Source organism: Rhizobium sp. CB3171 (genome assembly GCF_029714265.1).
Taxonomy (GTDB): domain Bacteria; phylum Pseudomonadota; class Alphaproteobacteria; order Rhizobiales; family Rhizobiaceae; genus Rhizobium.
The window spans coordinates 114,141-133,331 of record NZ_CP121655.1 but is presented as its reverse complement, the minus strand read 5'-3'; the positions used below and the strand labels follow the sequence as shown (position 1 = coordinate 133,331).

General features: G+C 57.8%; 23 protein-coding genes. 16 read left to right on the top strand and 7 right to left on the bottom strand.

Annotation, left to right across the window (positions count from 1 at the left end; genetic code table 11):
- Window positions 1-1,149: 1,149 nt before the first annotated feature.
- From QA648_RS35120 to ligD, 3 genes are all read right to left on the bottom strand, one after another.
- The gene (locus tag QA648_RS35120; protein WP_283054798.1) at window positions 1,150-2,577 is read right to left on the bottom strand and encodes a diguanylate cyclase; all 1,428 of its coding nucleotides are present in this window, start codon (window positions 2,575-2,577) and stop codon (window positions 1,150-1,152) included.
- A complete protein-coding gene (locus tag QA648_RS35115) occupies window positions 2,577-2,771 on the bottom strand; it encodes a hypothetical protein (RefSeq protein ID WP_283054797.1) in 195 nt (64 codons plus the stop codon). The genes QA648_RS35120 and QA648_RS35115 overlap by 1 nt, the downstream gene beginning before the upstream one ends.
- Window positions 2,772-2,898: 127 nt before the next feature.
- Window positions 2,899-3,945 carry a non-homologous end-joining DNA ligase gene (gene ligD, locus QA648_RS35110; protein ID WP_283054796.1) on the bottom strand — a complete coding sequence of 349 codons (1,047 nt, stop codon included), beginning with the start codon at window positions 3,943-3,945 and terminating at the stop codon, window positions 2,899-2,901.
- A 104-nt stretch (window positions 3,946-4,049) separates the two neighbouring features.
- On the opposite strand from ligD, the gene QA648_RS35105 reads away from it, so the two are divergent.
- The 7 genes from QA648_RS35105 (at window position 4,050) to QA648_RS35075 (ending at window position 8,571) form a co-directional block, all read left to right on the top strand.
- Window positions 4,050-4,283, top strand: coding sequence for a hypothetical protein (locus tag QA648_RS35105; RefSeq protein ID WP_283054795.1), 234 nt, complete (start codon window positions 4,050-4,052; stop codon window positions 4,281-4,283).
- A 124-nt stretch (window positions 4,284-4,407) separates the two neighbouring features.
- Entirely contained in the window at window positions 4,408-4,620 is a 213-nt protein-coding gene (locus QA648_RS35100; protein WP_283054794.1) for a hypothetical protein, read from the top strand.
- Window positions 4,620-5,378, top strand: a complete 759-nt coding sequence (locus QA648_RS35095; protein ID WP_283054793.1) for a hypothetical protein — start codon at window positions 4,620-4,622, stop codon at window positions 5,376-5,378. Before QA648_RS35100 ends, QA648_RS35095 begins: the two co-directional genes overlap by 1 nt.
- Before the next feature lie 421 nt (window positions 5,379-5,799).
- A complete protein-coding gene (locus tag QA648_RS35090) occupies window positions 5,800-6,528 on the top strand; it encodes an SOS response-associated peptidase (protein ID WP_283054792.1) in 729 nt (242 codons plus the stop codon).
- Window positions 6,525-6,842: a ribbon-helix-helix protein, CopG family gene (locus tag QA648_RS35085; RefSeq protein ID WP_283054791.1), complete on the top strand. Its 318-nt coding sequence runs from the start codon at window positions 6,525-6,527 to the stop codon at window positions 6,840-6,842. The genes QA648_RS35090 and QA648_RS35085 overlap by 4 nt, the downstream gene beginning before the upstream one ends.
- Window positions 6,839-7,288, top strand: a complete 450-nt coding sequence (locus tag QA648_RS35080; RefSeq protein WP_283054790.1) for a hypothetical protein — start codon at window positions 6,839-6,841, stop codon at window positions 7,286-7,288. The genes QA648_RS35085 and QA648_RS35080 overlap by 4 nt, the downstream gene beginning before the upstream one ends.
- A 95-nt stretch (window positions 7,289-7,383) precedes the next feature.
- Window positions 7,384-8,571 (top strand): IS701 family transposase, encoded by a 1,188-nt coding sequence (locus tag QA648_RS35075; protein ID WP_283052815.1) that lies wholly within the window; start codon window positions 7,384-7,386, stop codon window positions 8,569-8,571.
- A gap of 600 nt (window positions 8,572-9,171) precedes the next feature.
- Here QA648_RS35075 and QA648_RS35065 read toward each other — a convergent pair.
- Both QA648_RS35065 and QA648_RS35060 read right to left on the bottom strand, forming a co-directional pair.
- The gene (locus QA648_RS35065; protein ID WP_283054788.1) at window positions 9,172-9,411 is read right to left on the bottom strand and encodes a hypothetical protein; all 240 of its coding nucleotides are present in this window, start codon (window positions 9,409-9,411) and stop codon (window positions 9,172-9,174) included.
- 413 nt (window positions 9,412-9,824) lie between these two features.
- Window positions 9,825-10,724 (bottom strand): zincin-like metallopeptidase domain-containing protein, encoded by a 900-nt coding sequence (locus QA648_RS35060; RefSeq protein WP_283054787.1) that lies wholly within the window; start codon window positions 10,722-10,724, stop codon window positions 9,825-9,827.
- A 176-nt stretch (window positions 10,725-10,900) separates the two neighbouring features.
- Here QA648_RS35060 and QA648_RS35055 point away from each other — a divergent pair, with 176 nt between their 5' ends.
- Window positions 10,901-11,185 (top strand): hypothetical protein, encoded by a 285-nt coding sequence (locus tag QA648_RS35055; RefSeq protein WP_283054786.1) that lies wholly within the window; start codon window positions 10,901-10,903, stop codon window positions 11,183-11,185.
- Here QA648_RS35055 and QA648_RS35050 read toward each other — a convergent pair.
- Together QA648_RS35050 and QA648_RS35045 are read right to left on the bottom strand one after the other, a co-directional pair.
- Entirely contained in the window at window positions 11,142-11,744 is a 603-nt protein-coding gene (locus QA648_RS35050; protein ID WP_283054785.1) for a thermonuclease family protein, read from the bottom strand. The genes QA648_RS35055 and QA648_RS35050 overlap by 44 nt on opposite strands.
- Entirely contained in the window at window positions 11,741-12,271 is a 531-nt protein-coding gene (locus QA648_RS35045) for a hypothetical protein (RefSeq protein ID WP_283054784.1), read from the bottom strand. The genes QA648_RS35050 and QA648_RS35045 overlap by 4 nt, the downstream gene beginning before the upstream one ends.
- Window positions 12,272-12,365: 94 nt before the next feature.
- Between QA648_RS35045 and QA648_RS35040 the strand changes: the two genes are divergently transcribed.
- Genes QA648_RS35040 through QA648_RS35005 form a run of 8 tightly spaced genes read left to right on the top strand, consistent with a single transcriptional unit; the run spans window position 12,366 to window position 19,175 of the window.
- The gene (locus QA648_RS35040) at window positions 12,366-13,223 is read left to right on the top strand and encodes a lytic transglycosylase domain-containing protein (protein ID WP_283054783.1); all 858 of its coding nucleotides are present in this window, start codon (window positions 12,366-12,368) and stop codon (window positions 13,221-13,223) included.
- A 12-nt stretch (window positions 13,224-13,235) separates the two neighbouring features.
- Window positions 13,236-13,544, top strand: coding sequence for a TrbC/VirB2 family protein (locus QA648_RS35035; RefSeq protein ID WP_283054782.1), 309 nt, complete (start codon window positions 13,236-13,238; stop codon window positions 13,542-13,544).
- Window positions 13,545-13,549: 5 nt separating this feature from the next.
- The gene (locus QA648_RS35030; RefSeq protein ID WP_283054780.1) at window positions 13,550-13,858 is read left to right on the top strand and encodes a type IV secretion system protein VirB3; all 309 of its coding nucleotides are present in this window, start codon (window positions 13,550-13,552) and stop codon (window positions 13,856-13,858) included.
- 2 nt (window positions 13,859-13,860) lie between these two features.
- The gene (locus QA648_RS35025) at window positions 13,861-16,272 is read left to right on the top strand and encodes a VirB4 family type IV secretion system protein (RefSeq protein WP_283054778.1); all 2,412 of its coding nucleotides are present in this window, start codon (window positions 13,861-13,863) and stop codon (window positions 16,270-16,272) included.
- Window positions 16,269-17,156 (top strand): hypothetical protein, encoded by an 888-nt coding sequence (locus QA648_RS35020; RefSeq protein ID WP_283054777.1) that lies wholly within the window; start codon window positions 16,269-16,271, stop codon window positions 17,154-17,156. The genes QA648_RS35025 and QA648_RS35020 overlap by 4 nt, the downstream gene beginning before the upstream one ends.
- An 11-nt stretch (window positions 17,157-17,167) precedes the next feature.
- A complete protein-coding gene (locus QA648_RS35015; RefSeq protein ID WP_283054776.1) occupies window positions 17,168-17,881 on the top strand; it encodes a type IV secretion system protein in 714 nt (237 codons plus the stop codon).
- A complete protein-coding gene (locus tag QA648_RS35010; protein WP_283054775.1) occupies window positions 17,878-18,111 on the top strand; it encodes a hypothetical protein in 234 nt (77 codons plus the stop codon). The genes QA648_RS35015 and QA648_RS35010 overlap by 4 nt, the downstream gene beginning before the upstream one ends.
- Window positions 18,108-19,175, top strand: coding sequence for a type IV secretion system protein (locus tag QA648_RS35005; RefSeq protein ID WP_283054774.1), 1,068 nt, complete (start codon window positions 18,108-18,110; stop codon window positions 19,173-19,175). The genes QA648_RS35010 and QA648_RS35005 overlap by 4 nt, the downstream gene beginning before the upstream one ends.
- The last annotated feature ends 16 nt before the right edge of the window (window positions 19,176-19,191 follow it).

Genomic DNA, 19,191 nt, shown 5'->3' with positions numbered 1-19,191 from the left:
CCGGCGACAGGTCGGAAAAATGATGTCATCGAGTCCCGAACACGGGTTGAGGAAGCGTGGTTAAGAGATAAATAGCCGGCTAACTGCAATGTCGCCACACTGCAAAGAGATTGTCTATGTCTCCGATCAGACCGCGGGCCGTGTCATCGTGATGCAGCTGTAGCTGACCGCTAAGCCTTTCTTAATCATATTGGCGTGTCTAGTGTGAAGACTGCGCAAACGGTCACTATCGTTGGACCATGACGAATCGCCTAAAATATCTTTTGCTAGCCATCCTAGCTTCCATACTTCTATGGGTGCTCCTGGTTCTCGCAGCCTATTGGATCGCCGGGACCTGAGCGTTAGGCGTCGTCGGCGCTTCACAATATCACCGAGGGGCATTCGCTATGGGGCGGGCGTCCTTGTCTTTTGGAGAATATCTGTCTGCTCTTTAGCCGTTTGCCGTACTGGTTTCAGTTATTCCGAGTGTGATCGGTAGTCCGTATTCATGAGCTTGGGCCGGAGAAGCGTTCGGAGCATGTTGGATCGGTGGCCCCGGCGATTTAGGAAGGCCGACAACGCTCCCGCTCGCCGCCTTATGGGACGCCCTTCCCAATTTCTCTGCCTGCCATATGGCGTGGTTTTTTGATGCCCGACTGCCGTTAACCTCGTTCGTCAACCATTACAGGAGCTTCAGATTGCCGACGGATTCATAAATCAATAACCATCTTTTCGGTTGCAAGCTTAGAGATGGAATACGAATGGCACCGATGAAAATTCCTTTCGAATACACAATTGAAACAAAAGAACTGCGATTTGGTCGATGGATCTATGTCATTCAATTGAACGAGGGCCGAAGCCGGCCCAGCAGAAAATTTCGAACGCAGGAAGCTGCACTCGATGACGCTTACCAGATGCTCTCCTATATGCTCTGAACTGTTACCGGCCCGTATTTCTATAAGCGTTATGCATTGACTGCTCATGATTTCGCCGTGTCTCTCGATGACGCCACCAATCAGATAAAACCCCCGGCGGGTGTGGCTTTTGCCTGCAAATTTCACAATTGAGACGCTAAGCTGCAGTCAGCCACTTCGCAACGTGTCGAACTGCCGGCGTCGGCAGTTTGGACCGATTGTTTAATCCGTCGAACGCGATAGATAGCTTGCGACTTCAGCGACCCAAGGCCGTCTTGAGAGCACGCGAGCCGGATTGGTGCTTCTCCATGCTCGATTCCATGACGACGCTTCCACGTCCGGCTGATTTCGCACAATAGAGCGCCGCGTCTGCGCCTTTAAGGGCAGCCTCACAAGTGGTCCCGTTCGTCGCAATCTCGCTAATCCCAAACGAAGCACCGACGGAAATCTCGCATCCTTGCAGATGCATCTTGTTTGAAAGAGAGACCGACAGGCGTCGGCAGATTTCCGCAGCTTCTATTGCCGATAGACCCGGCATCATAATAGCGAATTCGTCGCCGCCCAGCCGAAAGAGCCGATCTTCCGCGCGAATACCCGCTCGCAGCCTCTCAGCCACGACCTTCAAGAGTTCGTCACCCATGGCATGGCCGCGAGTGTCGTTTACCGTCTTAAAGCCGTCCAGATCGAGGCAGGCGACCATCAGCGGCCCTTTCTCCGCCAAAGCCGCAAATTCCGGTTGCAGAAGCGAGCGGTTGGCAAGACCCGTCAGGAAGTCATGGGTCGCGGCGTACCGCATCTGCCGTTCCCTGCTCATCAGCATCTGCGCTGCCGTCTGGGTGATGCGAATCATCAAGACAGCACCTGCCACAAGAACAATGCCGACAGTCAAAATCAGGGGCAGCGACTGCCAAAGAATGTCGGAAGCAGGCGTTGGCGGAAGCCAGGACAGAACCTCGACTTCCCCCTCCGTTCCCACGGCGATTTCGGCGCGGGCGCGGTCGGGCGAAACGGCTGGAAGGGGACTGATTTGCGCGTCGTTGAGCAGAAAGCGCTTTCCGAAAAAATCCTGTAGGGTGCCGCCGATTGGCATGGCTGTGATGAGGACCGGTGCGCGATCGCCCTTCGGCTTGGATGTCCCAAAATCCGGCTGGAACAGGCTGGCCGAAAGGAGGACGGCTTCGTCCCCAATGACCTCGATCCGACTGATCGCGAGCGGTGACGGAATGCCAGGTTTTGTCGGTTGATGCTCACGAGAGCGGACATTTACCAGAAGTTCGGAGGCATCCTTCACCATCGCCGCCGGACCACGCACGAAAAAGGGCTTGTCCTTTACGGTATCATCCGTCCGGGAGTAGATGATCGCGTCATGCGAATCCAGGACGACCACAGAGCGGGTCCTCGATGTGCCGATCAAAGAAGCGCCTATGTTTCTGTCGGTCCATTCCTCATCGAAGGAATTGTCCAGCTTTGCGATCGCCTCGTCCCAGATAGTCCAGGCTGTCAGAGAAAATTCGACGTCAGAAATCCACAACGAGATATTCCGCTCGACAAGCATCTCCTGGCTTCGCCGTGCCTCCGCGTCGATCCGCTTCACACCGTAGTAGGGAAAGGTGGCCATCCCTGCGATGAATAACGCTACGCCGACAATAGCGGGGCCGACGAGCCTGAAATGTAAGAAGCGCATCAGCTTTCGTCTTCCCAGTCTTCAATCTCGCCCTGGATATCTGCGATGACCTCGGCCAGAAGTTGGCTGTACCCATCGAGCATGTAAGCTAAATCATGGTCAGAGTCGGAGTGGGCCTTCGCTACGCGCGCTGCCACGCGTTGCTCTTCAAGCATAAGGGCATCACGTTTGCCGGTCAGCTCGGCGGTGCGCATCAGTCAATGGCCTCTCTAGCTTTTGGCAGAGTTTCGGGGAAATCATCATCGCCGCTGCGTTCGATCAGGTCCTTCTTCGCTGATCGCAGAGCGAATGGCGTTCCCATGCAAAACGTCATCGTGCCAGTCAACCCTCGATCCGATAGACCGCAGCATTATCCTGTTTTTCCCGCAAGCCTTTGTAGGACGAATGCCGCAGTTTCCCGTCATCAGTCCAACCACGATATTCGATCTCGGCGATAAGCGTCGGTTGTACCCATATGGCGCCCTTCCGCTTCACGGCGACTGCAGGTTTTGATGTTTTCAGATTGTCCAGATCCTTGCGCAGCTTCATGGTCTCGCGCTGCTTGAACCCGGTCCCCACTCCGCCAACATAAACCAGGTCATCGCCCTGGCGCGCCGCCAGCAAAAGGCGGCCCATGCCGCCCAATGCGGCTGTTGATGGTTCGTAGCCGACGACAAAGAAGCTGTCGCTCTGAACACACTTGATCTTCACCCAATCGCCGCGCCGATCCGAATGGTATGGCGCGTCAAGTCTCTTGGCGACGATGCCTTCTAGGCCATGTTCGCAGGCGGCCGCGAAAAGCACGTCGCCATCGCCTTCGATCTCCTCCGATAGCCGAATAGCGCCGAAAGCCTTGACCGGAATGAGGCTCTCAAGCACCTGCCGACGTTCCGCGAGGACCATTCGCCGAAGATCATGCCCATCGAGATAAAGGACGTCGAAGGCAAAGAAAATCGCTTCACTTGCACTTCGCTTACCGCCGCGGCCGCCGAGAGCCTTTTGCAGGGCGCCGAAATCGGCGCGGCCCTGTTCATCAAGCACGACAGCTTCGCCATCCAGGATCATCGTACCGCCAACCCAGGACGCTCCCTGTGCGATCGATGGGAACCGATGGGTCCAATCGTGGCCACCGCGAGTGATGATGCGAACCCTCGTCGGCTCCATGTGGATGGCGAGGCGGTACCCGTCCCATTTGATTTCATAAAGCCAATTATCACCCTTCGGCGGCTTGGAAACGAGTTGCGCGAGGCACGGCTCTACGCGTTCCGGCATTGGATCAAATGGAAGGCGTGGCTGCTTAGGATCGCGCGGCTTGCGCGGCCTGCTGCGAAGCGGCGGCTCTGTCTCGCGAAGAAGCGGGCGAGATGCCTTACGAGGAGCCTTTGTCATACGCGAGAGTGCAGCAGACAAAGTAGGGAGAGTCGAGTCATCCTGATGGAGTAGCGAGAGGGCCGTCACTTGACGCAGACGGAAATAATCACGACATTTCAGAGATGTCTGATATTCAACCTCCTCGCTGTGACAATTCCGATCCGGACCGGCGCCTTTGGTGCCAGTACGCGCTGCATTTGTCCTTCGCCGAACTTGTCAGCAAGGCGGTCGACGCTGGTTGGGGCGAGCGGGAGGTTGCGGCAGCCCTCGTCGATCTTGCCGACCATCACATGCTCGGCCTGATAACATCAGGTGAAATTGACGAACTGCTCGGCGCCATCAAAAAGCGTTCTTGACTCATCCCGAATACAGGAACATAACAGGAACACATTGGCGGCGGCATGACCCGCCGTTCACCCTCGATACCCTGTTTTGTGCTGAAACTCCCTGGCGACAGTGGAGAAGGAAGACGTTTGCCCGATGAGTACCGTAGTCGCCCAAACCGAAGAACCGGAATTCGATCTTGTTGAGGCAGCACTTGCCCTTTGTGGCGGTGACGCCCATGCGACGATTACTGCGCTGCTGGACGAATTGCGGTTCGTCCGCGGCCAGTTGGCCTTGAGCGAAGCCGGAATGTCGGTTGGCTTTACGCGAGGCTGGAAGCCGCGTTTTGAAATCGAAGGAGATACGTGATGTTAGAGGTCAAGTATGATCCTGAGTGGGATCCGACGCCGAAGGAAGGCGCTTTAACGGTCAGTGAGACGGATATCGAGGCCGTAAGTGCTCTGGTGAAATACATCAGCGACGACGCGTTTGATCACTTTCACGGAAGCCGGCTTGAATTCCGTGAAAAGTCTCCGGAGTTTTTGGCTCATATCCGACGTGTCGGAGGTATTGTTGCCAGCGTGCGGCCTGACTCGACTATTGGCCAAGAGAATGTCCTTGCCATCTACCTGCTGATGAGGTTCATCGGCTACAACGTCTTCGATGTGTTCGGAGATCCGCCGGGCCATCGCGGTAAATCGTTCGAGCTTCAAGAGCTAGAACGCCCCGTAGATGCGATGCTTGCGAAGCTCATGAACCCAGGAGCGCCCGACTTCGAGGGCTTCTTCTGGAGGGAACCTTCCCCGCTCGCCGTCGACGAAGTCCATCCCAACCTCCTAGAGGAGATCGGCAATCGGCAGGTGCGAATGCTGCAAGTCGATCTTTCTTACCAGAGTGAGGAGTTTTATCTTGGGTCACTCGAAATGGCATTCGATGACGACAGCGGAAAGGTGTGCGGCGTAGTCCGTTTGAATGCCAATGGAAGCGACTTCATCGCTGGCCCTGCTTGGATCGAGACGACGGCGGATGTGAATGACGTGATCCAGACCTTTGCCGATGCGATACCCGTAGATAAGTTCTTTGCTCTGATGCAGGGGAAAGACGAGCCCGCACATAAGGTCGCCTGATTGTGCCCGAAACGCATCCGCCAGCTTACCTATCGCCAACGAAGATCGCGCAATTTCCAAAGCTTTCAAGCTTCCAAGACAGGCATTACATTCAGATCAAATGCAGTTGGTGTCGAAGCCAACATCTTTACGAGCCAGCCGACCTCGTGCAGATTTTCGGCGATCTTCCGTTCATGGGGATCGAGGGGAAGTTCCGGTGCAGTCAGTGTGGGAAGAAAGAATATCTCACGTCGAAACTACGATCCGCTAGCGGCGCTGAGGCCGTCGGCATTACTGTCCGTCGCCTGGTCGGGATCAAAACACTCAGGCGTCCCGTCTGGAAAGATGAAAAGCGATAGTCGGTGCATCGACGCCGAGTGTGTCGTAGACACCCCGGAGAATTTTACGATGATGGTTTTGGGAAGAAGGAGGGAGCGAGATCGTGTGCAATCTCTATAACGTCACAACGAACCAAGAAGCCATCCGACAATTCACCAGGGCGATGATCGACAGCATCGGCAACCTGGAGCCGTCGCTCGACGTCTATCCGGATCGCATGGGGCCAGTCGTTCGAAACACTCCGGCCGGTCGCGAAATGGCGATGGTGCGGTGGGGATTGCCTAGCTCGCAACAGGCGCTCATGCAGGCGGCCAAGAAACGCGCCGACAAGCTGCAGGCAAAAGGCATACCGTTTGACTTCGCGCAACTCCTGAAGATGGAACCGGACGGCGGCACCACCAATGTCCGGAATACCAGCAGCAAGCACTGGACGCGCTGGCTCGGCGTAGAAAACCGGTGCGTCGTGCCTTTCACCCGCTTTGCTGAGCCGGACTATGGAAGTCGTGCGGAAGGCGGACGTGTACCGAACGCCTGGTTTGCGGCCAACGAGGAACAACCACTCATGTTCTTCGCCGGCATATCGGTGGCGCAATGGCGATCGGTGCGGAAGATCAAAGAGGGAGAAATCATCGCCGACCTCTACGGATTCCTGACGACAGACGCCAACAGGGTCGTTGGTGAAATCCACGAAAAGGCGATGCCGGTCGTTCTTCGGAATGTGGAAGAGATCGAACTTTGGCTGACTGCCTCGTGGGAGGAAGCGAAACGGCTGCAGCGTCCAATGCCGGATGACGAGCTGCTGTTGCTTTCGCCAGAGAGCGTGCCCGCATGACCGACTGGAAACAGAATGAAGAACGCCCGCCAAGTGACATGGCAGGGCAGCTCGAATATGCAGCCGATCGCATTCGAGACGCGTCTCGTGCCGACCTACAGATTATGTTGCGACGTGCGGCGCTTGTGATCCGGAACGCAACACCGATTGGCCTGGATGCCGATACGGACGATGCATTGGTCTCGATTGCTGGCGAGCTCGGTATGACGCGAAACGACATAATCCGGCACATCATCAAAGAATGGCTGGAGACGAACGCCTATCTGCCGGTGCGGGAATTGGATGAGGATGGTGACGTGGAAGGCACGGCATGAAGACGTGGATTATTTCACGATGCCTGCCGCTACTCCTTGGATACCTCGCCCTCTGGAGCGTCGCACTTGGCGGCTCTATTCGTAACGACGGGTATCCCCCATTGGCACTCGCCATGAAAGACTTCGACGCATTCGTGCAGAAACTGGCCACTGAGGCGAACGGAAGCAAAGCTGTGATAGCGGAGAAGCTCCGTGGATTGGGCTTCACCTGTACTCCAGTTTCTAAATCGACGCAATTTGAATGTGTGAGGTTTGGTTGCCAAAGAGGCTTTTGGGGTCGTGGTTCGCTCATCCAGTGGTCGGTGAGCGAAGACCCCTTCAAACCGACGAAGAATGCTGTCGCTGGTACCGCCGTGAACTATTCGTGGGTCGCTCGTTGCCTCCCGGTTGAGGATACTGAGGAAGCTCAGAAAAGATTTCTTTCTCGGAACATTCCGGGCCGGTGACCCTAACTTCCGACTTCGTTGGCAACCTAGTACTACAGTTGTAAATGGGAGCAAATCATGATTCTCTTCAAGGAGTTTTTTGAAGGGGCTGCGGCATGTCTGTTTCGGAATGGTCGGGTTCGGGGATTTCCTGGGAAGGGGAACTGTCGGTGCTGAAGGCGCGTCTTGGCGTGGTGTTCCGACGTTCTGAGGCGCGGGAGGGCTGCGGGGCATTTATCGACGGGCTTTTATCGGGGATTGAGCGCAAGACGGGCTGGCTTCTTTCCGAGCAGGCCGGCCTTGGGCGCCCGTGGCGAATCCAGGCCCTGCTGGGGCGCTCGCAATGGGATGCGGACCGGTTGCGTGACATCGTTTGCGATTACGCCATGGAGGCGCTCGGCGATCGATCGGGCGTGCTGGTGGTGGACGAAACCGGTTTTTTGAAGAAAGGCACCCATTCGGTCGGGGTGGCGCGGCAATATTCGGGCACCGCCGGCCGGATCGAGAGCTGCCAGATCGGCGTGTTTGTCGCCTATGCCAGCCGCTTTGGCCAGACGCTGATCGACCGACGGCTCTATCTGCCGGAGGCGTGGGCGAAAGACCAGGCGCGGCGCAAGGCGGCCGGGATTCCACAGGAGACGGAATTCTTGACCAAGCCAGCAATGGCGCGCGCCATGCTGGCACAGGCGCTTGATCGCGGCGTGCCGTGCGCCTGGGTTCTGGCCGATGCGGCCTATGGCGGCGATTACCAGACGCGCCGCATGCTCGAGGAGCGCCGACAGCCTTATGTGCTTGCGGTGCGCTCCAACCATACCTTGCGAATGCTGACCGATCAGGGGCTGCTGCAGACGGACCCGAAAGAGATGGCCGAGGAACTGCCCGTTGCGGCCTGGACTGCTTGTCCTGCCGGCGAAGGCGCCAAAGGATTGCGTCTCTACGACTGGGCCCGGATTGCGCTGCCTTATGTCGTCGAGGAAGGCTATGCCCGCTATGTCCTCATCCGCAAAAGCCGAACGGATCCGCGCGCCCTCAGCTACTATCTGGTTTTTGCACCCGCCGAGGCTACGCTTGCGGAACTGGCCGGCGCGGCAGGATTGCGCTGGACGATCGAGGAATGCTTCCAGCGCGCCAAGGACGATCTCGGCCTTGACCATTGCGAGGCGCGCTCCTGGCATGGCTGGCATCGCCACATGACGCTCGTCATGGCGGCCGCGGCCTTCCTCGCCAAGCTCGGCGCCGATCTACGCCGTTCGGCCTGCGGCAAACCGAACGAAACGAGTCCAAATCCGAAAATCGCTGCCTGACGCGCAAGATCAGGCTCATCCCCACCGTCGCCGAAATCCGCACGCTCATCGCTCGGCTGATCATGCGAAAGCCCGCAAAGCGGGGATTCATTCTCGCCTGGTCTCTCTGGCGACGAAACCATCAGGCGCAGGCCATGCTCGCCCACTATAGAAAACGAGGTCATTTACAACTGTAGTACTAGATCAAGTGCGGCGAAAAGTCGGTCGTCGTTACATTCCTTCTTGCATCCGCCCGTCTGGCCGGAAACCCAGGAGGAAATCAATCACCTTGGACGACGACATCTCGCACGGCTTCAGCGTCGGCCGTCCCGACAGACGATAAATGTTTAAGCTGACGATGTCTCTCCCGCCGAGCTCTTCGGCGAACAACCATATTCGACGGCCGTCAGCGACCGTCACAGTCGACCCCCATCTTCGACCTCGGAAGTTGCCTTCGACGTACCCGTCCGGATGACACGCCAATGCCGCCTCGGAGTCTTCAAGGGACCTGTCGGAGACTTGCGTTATGGCGCCAGGCATTCTTCGCATATCCCGCAGCCGTCATCATGCATCCACTGACGTGACCGGAGTTGGCCGCAGCAGAGACATAGCGTTGCTCCCTCACCGACCCTGTCGTGTCGCTTGGGTGGAAGGATTTCGATTGATTGGAAGGATAGCGTTTCGGTCGGCAGGTCGTCCATCTCGAGACTCCAGTTCGAGGTCGACCAAGGAAATGGGGAGCCGCTCGAACAGCGGCAAGGCCACGCCAACATTCATTTTATTGTCGGCATATTCGCTGAACAGCAGTCGGCGGTTGCCGTCCCATAGGACGTCATCGAGGTCGTCCGGGCTGAAATTCAACGAGGTCGCCAGGCATTGCAGTCACTGTGCCACACCAGTTATCAGATCAACGATCGGCCGCTAGCTCTCCTCCTGCTATTTGGCACGTTACGAGCAAGATAAATTTCTCTCGCCAAGATTGTCTGCTATAGGCTGTCCCGCCCTGTCGCTGTCACACCCATGCCATCCGTGCCAGCGACCGCCCTGTCATTGCCCGCCACGCGGTAGTGACAGGGCAGCCCCCAAAACGTTGAGAATTGGATATCACGTCAGTCATTCGCGAAAGTGAGGCTGATGGCCAACGCTGTTATCGCAACCTCTCTGACGAGGCTCTCGGGATCTCGCCGGCGTGCCTGTCATCAATCCTCGGACGGATTGGTGATCTTAAAACTGTCTTCGGCCGCGAGCTCGATGGCCGAAAGAGCGGCAGGCCGCTAGCCGGCGCCCTCTCCGCCCGAAAGAGCAAGGATGAAATCGGCCGCCGCCGCGGCGGCTGTCGCAGCTCGGAAAATAGCCCGCTTGTCTTCCTTGAGCATTTTGAGGTAGCCCGCGATGTATTGGGCGTGATCAACCCTCGGAACCGGCGTGATATCGAGGCGAGCGCAAAGGAAAGCAGCGGTCATCTCGGCAATGATCTCTTCGAAATTGTAGACGGCGTCGAACTGCCGCTTGTGATCTTCGCGGTTGAGCCTGTGTGCTGCGCCTGCCCAATGGGCCAGCTCATGAAAAATTGTGCTGTAGAAAGACTCCTGCGGCGAACTGGTAGGCGTTCCTGTGAAGTCGGCAGGAACAGGTATCTGAATGTGATCATCCGAGGGCAGATAGAAGGCGCGCGAGCCTCCATAGCGGATGTCAGCTCGGGTCTGAGAAATGATGTCCTCGACTTGGGTCAGGCGTTCGAAGAGCGTGCGCGGTTCCGGAGCTGGGGGAGCTTCGTAGCCGTCGACCTGATCGACATTAAACACCCAGCTTGCTTGTGCGAAGGGAATCTTACGCCGATCGGCGTCCAGCTCAGCGAGAGTCTCTTCGATCTCGATTTGCCGATAAAAGACAATGGGAGTACCACGTTCACCCTTGCGAACCTGTGCACCGACCTCCTGCCACTGCTTGAAGGTTGCCCAGCCGCGACTTGTGAAACCGCGATTTTGAGCGCCAATCCAGAGCGACAGGACATTGATACCGCGATAGTCTCTGCCGGTCACGGCGTTGATTGGCATCTGGAGATTTGGAGCGGAATGCCAGGGCATCACGAAATTGCCGGGACCATTCTCGATCGCATTGACGATCGTGCTGGTGATAGTGTCGTAAATGTCGAAGCTCGGTTGCTGTTTCATCTTTTGCTCTCCTTGGGGAACGGTCCCCGTGAGAGCGACGAAGCGCGGGTGACGGCTGGCGCACCCGTAAGGCAGGCTCCGCCTGAGGGCTTGCCCCTTGCGCCTGGTGCCGGCGTCTGCGCTAGAAGCGAACTGATATCGGGGCCGTGACCAGGGCGTGCGAAAAGGAAAAGCCGATGCTGAAGAAATTCGACATGGAGCCGGGAACGCGCATCATCGTCGCGACGGTCCTGATCCTAGTGCTGTCCGGTGCCCGAGTATTTAATCAATGGGACAGTCTGTCGTTTTGGAGAGAACCGGGTCTGATCGCCGCTATCGCCCTTGGCTTGATTTCGGCGATTGCGCTTGCCGTCACTTTCGTGATCCGGCGGCGGCCTCTGCAGGATGTCGACTATGATGGAGTTCACGAAGGTCCGGTTATTGATTTGCAGGCGGAATCGAAGCCTGAGCGGGCGCATTAGCGGCGTTGCGGATATCCCGTAGGATGATGACGTTGGGATCGGGAACGTCGGAGAATTGCCATAGACCAAGGCGCTGTTTCTTTGCGACGTCCTGCGCGACGATATAAGGATCATGGACCGGAGCGCCGTTTGGTGTGACGGCCGCAAAGGCCCAGCCGGTCGAAATTAGCGCTGTGCCCAGATCGATGCGGGAACCCGCCGCAGATCCAGAAGTAGGCTGAGCGACGCAAATGACGAAGCGTGTCTTGGTCGCGGCCTGCCAAGCCGCGGTGTAACATTCGGGTTTAAGATCCCTGATAAGAGAGACGAGCATGGCAAGGCTTGCTTCGCCGCAATCAACACACACCCCTACGCCATTTGTGAAGTATGTGCCCCGCAGGCAGGCTTGAACGCCATAGAGGCGGTGCGTCTCGCCTGCATAGGTCCAGGTGTCACCGGTCGTGAAAGAGGCTGTGGCCGGCACCTGAAACCAGGGATTGGGTTTATCCTCGGCCCGTGCCGGAGCGCTGGCGAGGAAAGCTGCGAGAATGCCGGCAGCGAGAAATCCAGGCTTTTTCATTGATACTTGCTCAGATTAAACCAAAAGCGCTGTTTGCCGTCTGTCGTTGTCAGGTCCAGGTAGTTGGGCTCAGTCCGGACCTCACGCGGTATGGCGGTCGGTGAAAGGCGTGCACCTGAATTTGATCCCCATTGGGACCCGTACGATGTGGAGGTCCCGAGCGGCCGGGCGCAGAACGCCCCATCTTTGTCGGCCTTATAAACAATCTCCGAATGGGCGCTGTTGGAGCTTCCATTCCATTCGTTGGTGGCGGTCGCTGCCACAGTCCCATCCGGACAAGGCATGTATTTTTCATAACCGATCCGGCCCGAGCTGCCGGCTTCCGGGCATTGTGGCCAGGGATGTCCTCGAGCAACCAGGCTGAAAGCCCTTTCGACCGGCGGCACACATTCGCTGACACTCGCCCAGCCCTCAGGGTTGAGGATGCACAACAAGACCTTACAGCCGAAATCGTCAGCATAGACCGGCTCGGTCGAGAGAGCCGCCAGGGTCGGCAAAAACGCCACAACATGTAGAACTCTGCTCATTTTCATCGATCCACCTCAATTTCGCGATTGCAGTTCATCGGATCATTGTATTAATTCGATAGCGCAATATCTGCAACGGCGCAGGATTATTTTAATGGTTCTAATTCGAAACGCGGTTCTGGCGGTTTGCGCATCCATGGCGGTAAGCCAAGTTGCGGTTGCGCAGGAAGCTTCACCAAAGTTCCAGGATCGCGTGACAGCACCTGCTAAGCGCGTCATTTACGCTGCCGTCGACACCGACGGTCGGGTCGTTCCGGCCTATCAGGTTGAGAGCCAAGACATTCAGCGGGTTGGTGGGACGGATGGCGCGCAAGGCAGTGCGCCTATTCCTGCGACCACGACGATGGCCCAGAATCCCTGCCCGGGCATCGCAGCCCTTCCCAAAGAAGACGGCAGGCGCATCGTCGAAACGGTCGCACGACAGCAAGGTTTCGATCCGCCGCTTGTCCTTGCGGTCGCTCGCGCAGAAAGTCGCTTCAATTCCGCTGCGCTATCGCCCAAGGGTGCCTATGGGCTTATGCAGCTTTTGCCATCCACTGCGGTGAGCTACGGCGTCAACATCTGCGATCCGGCAGACAATGTGAAAGGCGGAATTGCCTTTCTCCGGGATCTCCATCGCAAATATCCGAACCCGATCTACATGCTCGCCGCCTACAACGCCGGCGAGGTCGCGGTTCTCAAATATAAGGGCGTGCCGCCCTACTCTGAGACTGTCGGCTACGTCGCCAACGTCATCAATGATTTTTACCAATGGCCATCGGTCGGGTCCGAGGATGTGATGCCCGCAGGGGCGATGACCCTCGACCGGACGGGTGCGCAACAGGCTGTGATCAGCGCAGCGGATCATTTAAATGATCCGATATCCCAAACCAATTCTCGTAATGCCGGCACGGCAAAACGTCGCGCGACGCCGCCGGTCTGGCAGGGCGGAATGGTGCAAAACTTTGACTAAGGAGAAGGGTCGATGAACTTGTTAAAGACGATTGCTGCTCGCAGCACGGGTGCGGTGCTGCCGCTGATGCTGCTCGCAACGCAGGCGATGGCCGCGGGCGGAACTCTCCAGCCGGTGCAAAGCACGCTTCAGACGTTGGTGGAGACGTTGACCGGGCCGATCGCGACGGCGCTGGCGGTTCTGTTCTGCATTTTCATGGGTTTCATGGCATGGGCGGCACGCCTCTCATGGTTTGTGGCTGGAAGCTGGATTTTGGGCGTGGTGCTGGTCTTCGGGTCGGCCCAGATCGTCGAATTCTTTCAGTCCGCAGTGGGTACGTGATTGAGATGGCAGACGGTCGGATCGATCCTAACGAACCCAAATTGTTGATCACTCCGCTCGTCAAGGGTTTGACCCGAGCGCCGACGGTGCTCGGCATACCCTACGAGCTTGCCGGGTTCATCGGCGTACTGACGGCCGTCGTCTTTCTCGCAACCCACAATCTGTTCATGCTCGGTGCCTGCGTCCCACTCTATGCGGTCGCAAGGATCGCTATCATGCGCGATCCCATGTTCATCGAGATCATGTTCATCCGCTCAAGAAAGACGCCGCCCCGAAGCGCAAGCTTCTGGGGCGCGCGCAGCTATCGGGTGTGACCATGGCAATTGCGCGTGCTCTTCGTGACGAATTGAGTTTTGGGGCCGTATCCCGGCGGGAAAACCCGGTCTCGGTCCACATCCCCTATTCGCGGCATGTGTCCGACGAGGTGATCAAGACTGAGGACGGCATGTTGATGTCCTTCATCCACATGAGCGGGCTGTGCTTCGAAACGATCGATATCGCAGAGATCAATTCGCGGCTGCTCGGCCGCAACGATCTCATTCGAGGGCTGGCGAATTCCCGCTACGCGATCTACTCGCACATTGTACGTCGCGAAGTGAAGCCGGCAATCGAGTCGACCTTCGAAAACAAGTTCTGCCAAGACTTGGACGAGCGCTATACCGGGGCACTGCGCACCCAACGCATGTTTGTGAACGATATCTACCTGACAATCGTCCGGCGAGAGCTGCAGGGCACGGTCGGCGCCGCGGATCTTTTGATACGCAAGCTCTTCGGACGAAGGACCGCCGACGGCCGCTCGTCCACGGATGAGCGGGCACTCATCGAACTCACGGATGTGATGAAGGCCGTCCGGGAAAGCCTGCAGGCCTACGGCGCGCGGGTTCTGTCCGTCATCAAGCGCAACGATGTCTGGCATTCCGAGCCGCTGGAATTCCTGGTGCAGCTTGTTAACGGCGGCGCTCCGCGGCCGATGGCCCTTCCCCGCATGAAGCTGTCGGAGGCTTTGGCGACGAAGCGGTTGTTCTTTGGCCCGAATACGTTCGAAATTCGCGGGGCATTCCCCAGTGAAACACGATACGGCGCCATTATCTCCGTGAGCGAGTATCCCTCCATCACCGGGCCGGGGATGCTCAACCCCATGCTGAAGGTCCCGCACGAATTCATCGTGACGCAATCCTTCGCGATCATCGACAAGCCCCAGGCGGTGACCCAGATGGAACGGGTCGGGCGCAAGATCGATATGTCCGATGAAGCCGGCTCGATCGTGGCCGACCAGCTCGGCGAAGCACGCGATGAGTTGCTGTCTTCGGAAGCACTCTACGGGATGCACCATCTGTCGGTGCTATGCCTCGGGAAGAGCATGGACGAGGTGGCCCGTTGCGTGACCGATGTCGGCACGGCGCTGACGGAGGTATCCGCTCTTTGGGTTCGCGAGGATCTGAATTGTGAACCGGCATTCTGGGCCACTCTGCCCGGCAATTTCGCCTATGTGGCGCGCAAGTCGATGATTTCCTCAAAGAACATGGCGGGCTTCTCGGCCTTCCATAACTATCCGAGTGGCCGGCCGAGTGGCGTTCATTGGGGACGCCCGATCAGCGTTCTCGAGACGACATCGCAGACGGCTTACTTCTTCAATTTTCATGTTCGCGACCTCGGCAACTTCACCCTGAATGGCCCCTCGGGATCGGGTAAAACGGTGTTGCTCGGTTTTCTCGCGGCGCAAGCACAGCGCATTACCCCTCGCCCCAAGCTTGTGATGATCGACAAGGACCGGGGCCTGGATATCTTTGTGCGGTCGCTGGGCGGCCGCTATGATGTGCTGAAAGCTGGGGAACCGTCCGGGTTCAATCCGCTGCACCTTCCAGATACGGCGCACAACCGGGAATTCCTCTTTCAGCTGTTCGGCTTCATGCTGCGTCGGTCCGACGGACACGAGCACTCGACGCGTGAGGAGCAAGTCATCCGGAACGCGATCGCCCAGGTGGCGAGCGCACCGCCGGAGGGGCGGACCATGGAGGAATTCGCCGAGCTGCTGCGCGGCGCCATGCGCGCCGGCGATGACGATCTCTACTCGCGCCTCCAAACCTGGATCAGGCGCGATCAGCGGGGCTGGCTGTTCAACAACGCCGAAGACTCGTTCTCGATATCGTCCATATTCGGGTTCGATATGACGAGTGTGCTCAGCGATGCCACGACCAGCACGGCAGCACTGCTTTATATCTTCCATCGCATCGAGGAGCTGCTTGACGGGCAACCGGTCATGATCTTCCTCGATGAAGGCTGGAAACTCCTCGACAATGAGATTTTCAGCTACTTCATCAAGGACAAGCTGAAGACCATCCGAAAGCTGAACGGCATCATTGGCTTCGGCACGCAGTCTGCGGCAGATATTGTGAAATCGTCGATCGCCAACACGCTGATCGAACAGACGCCGACCAATATCTTTTTCCCCAACCCGAAGGCCGACGAGGAATCGCACCGGGCGTTCGGGCTCTCGGATCGCGAAATCAAATGGATCCGCGAAACTCCGCCGGAAGCGCGCAAATTCCTGATCAAGCATGATCAGGACAGCGTCATCGCGCGCCTGAACCTTTCTGCCATGCCCGATGTGATCAAGATCCTGTCCGGTCGAAATTCGACGGTTCAGGAACTCGACGCGCTGCGCGCCCGTGTGGGCGATGATCCGGACGTTTGGTTGCCGATCTTTCTCGGGAGGGACCCGGAATGAAAACCATCCTAGGCGCCACAGTCGCCCTTCTAACGATATCAGCCGGAGCGGCGGCCATGGCGGCCGTACCGGTATCCGACAGCTCGCTCCTGTCGCAGCGAAGCGAGGGCAAGAGCGACAAGGTTCAGATCAAGCTCATCCAGGACAGCACGAAATCCTCGACGCAAGGGGTCAATTGTGCGCTGACGACCCCGAAAAAGGCCGAAAACGTAAAGAGCCCGACAGGGACGGTCGTTCCGGAAAGCGGCCGCGCGTCGCTCGAACAGGCCAATCCGGATATCAAGAACTCTACTGCGTTCGCCTCGACTGGATCTCAGTCGGGCGCAGTCGGCAGCAGTGCCGGCGATCGGGGCCAGCTGGATATAACAGGCCAGATCGCCGGCGGCATGAATGGCAGCCTATCGACCGTCGCACCCAATAGCCAAGTCTTTCAGACCATGGGGCAGGATATCGGAACTGACAAAACAGCCATGGAGGCCTTCGACCGCAACAGCGCTATCCGGGCTCAAGGAGGGTTGACCTTCAATGAGGTGATCCAGGCGACGGGTTACTTCGCCCAAGCATTCAACGTTCGAAACATCGGCACCGCAACGATGACGAGCCGCGGAACCTCCGGATTGGTGGTACCAGCACCGGCGCCTTCTCGTTCCTCAAATGGCGCGGACGGCGCCACAAACTGCCCGAAGGGTATGAGCGGCGCCGGCACGACCAGCAGCCCGTGCTGCTCGTCGGCTGACACCGGGTGCACCATTCCGCGCACGGCCGATACGGTTGCGAACGTGTCGCCCATGCTTTCGCAGGTTCAAAACGAGGCGAACAACGCCCCTGTCACCATGACCGCGGACGATCTGACGTCCGCAGTCAATCAGTATCAGGCGCAATAGGAGAAATGGCTATGTGTAGATTTGCGTTTTCAGCGGCTCTCTTTCTAGGCTACGCCAGCATCGCCCTGGCGCAGGTGCCAACGAGAGACGACGCCAATCTGGAGCAGGCGCGCGAGATTGCATCGGCTACGAGCCAGATCCTCAGCACCGACCGCAACATCATGAACTATACGCAACGGACGCTGCAGGCCGTCACGGGCGACCGGTCGAGCCAGGCCGGCCAGCTCGCGCAGATGGCGCTCGGCAATGGCGGCTTCTCTATGGGCAGCGCGCCGTCCCTTGGCGGCGTAATTTCTGGCGGCTCTCTGTCGTTCGGTGGCCTTGGCAGCGGATCACAGGGCATCGTTTCAAACCTGATCAATGGCCTGCAGCTTGTGCAATCCATCTCCGGCCTCATCAACGGACAAGCGACCCAGATGGATAAAAACTATAACTCCCTCGTCAATGTTGCAGCCACCGTGACCGGTCTGGTCGACTCCTCGCAAAATAGTGTGAAGACCCGTTCGAGTGCTTTTCAATCGGGAGCGCAAAAGATCGGCACGGCGCAGGATATCAAGGGGTCAATCGATCAGAACAGCCAGATCATGGTCCAAACCGGCCTCACCGTGAATGAGCTGATCGGTTCCGTTAACACCGCTACCGCCGCAGCCAATCAGGAAAACATCGATCGGATGAACCTGATTACGCAGGCGACGCGCGCGCTTGATTACAAGTCGGGCCAATGACAGCGCGCATTTTCCTTCTGACCGCCGCCGTCATTGGCGCGGTCGCGATCTCGGGCTGCAGCCACAAGCCGCTCAAGGCCCCATGTGCGCGCGACGAAGGGCGGATGCAGCCGATGGCCTTTGCGGCGGTTGAACCAAGAACAGAAATGGCGAGCCCCTTTGATGCGTGCGGTCCAATGAAGGCGCTCAATAGCGATCCATCTCTGTTACCGGATGGGATGATCAAATGAACTTCAATATCACGACGCTTCTGCAGCAGGTCGACAAGTTCGGCAACAACTACGTATCGCAAGCCTACCAGAACCTCGCGTCGGCATTGACCGGCGGAGGCACGGTCGGTGTCGCCGGCCTGATGCTGACGCTCTACGTGATATTCTGGGCGATCAGCATCTGGCAGGGAACCTCGACGGGATCGGGAAAGGAGATGGTTTGGCGCTTGTTCCGCGCCTTCGTCATCTACGCCCTGGCGACAAGCTGGGCGGACTTTCAAAAATATGCCTACACATTCGCAAATGAGACGCCATCCGCGATCGGAAACAGCCTTCTCACCAGCGTGTCGGCCAATGTAACCGGGAACTCGGCCGGATTGAATTCCGTCAATTCCGTACAGACGGCCCTACAAAATATCTGGGATTCGCTGGCCAACTCGACCGCTGCCTTTATCAAGAACCTGGGTGTGTTGAACTTCGGCGGTTATGTGCTCGGGGCACTCGTCCTCATCGTTGGCGCACTGCTCATCGGCTATGCGATCTTCCTCATCATTTTGTCGAAGATCTTTCTTTGGCTTTTGCTGGCGCTCGCACCAATATTCATCATTCTTATGCTGTTCGGCTACACCACCCGGTTCTTCGCGGGCTGGATGACGGCGGTCGTACAGTACATGTGTGTGCAGATATTGGTCTATGCCTTCTGTGCATTCTTCATTTCGATCACGCAGACCTATTTCGACGCCGTGAACCAGTCGAACGCGTCTGCGACAACGACGTTGACCGAGGCGGCACCACTTATCCTGATCTGCCTTGTTGGCGTGCTGTTGCTGTCGCAAATCACGAACGTTGCGGCATCTCTCGCCGGCGGCATTGGCATAGGAACGCCATCCTTTGGACGCTTCTACAGCCCCGTTTTAGGAGCATTGGGAGCCGGTTCGAACGCGACCGTGAGACGCGCCGGGATGAGCACCCGACAGGAACGCCTGGCGGGCCGCGAGCGTGCGCGGGTTGGCGTCTCCCAGAGACGATATGAGAGTTCAGCCGAATACGCGCGGCTTTCTCGAAAGCTGACAGATCCGGCATAGAGGTTTGGGAGCATCA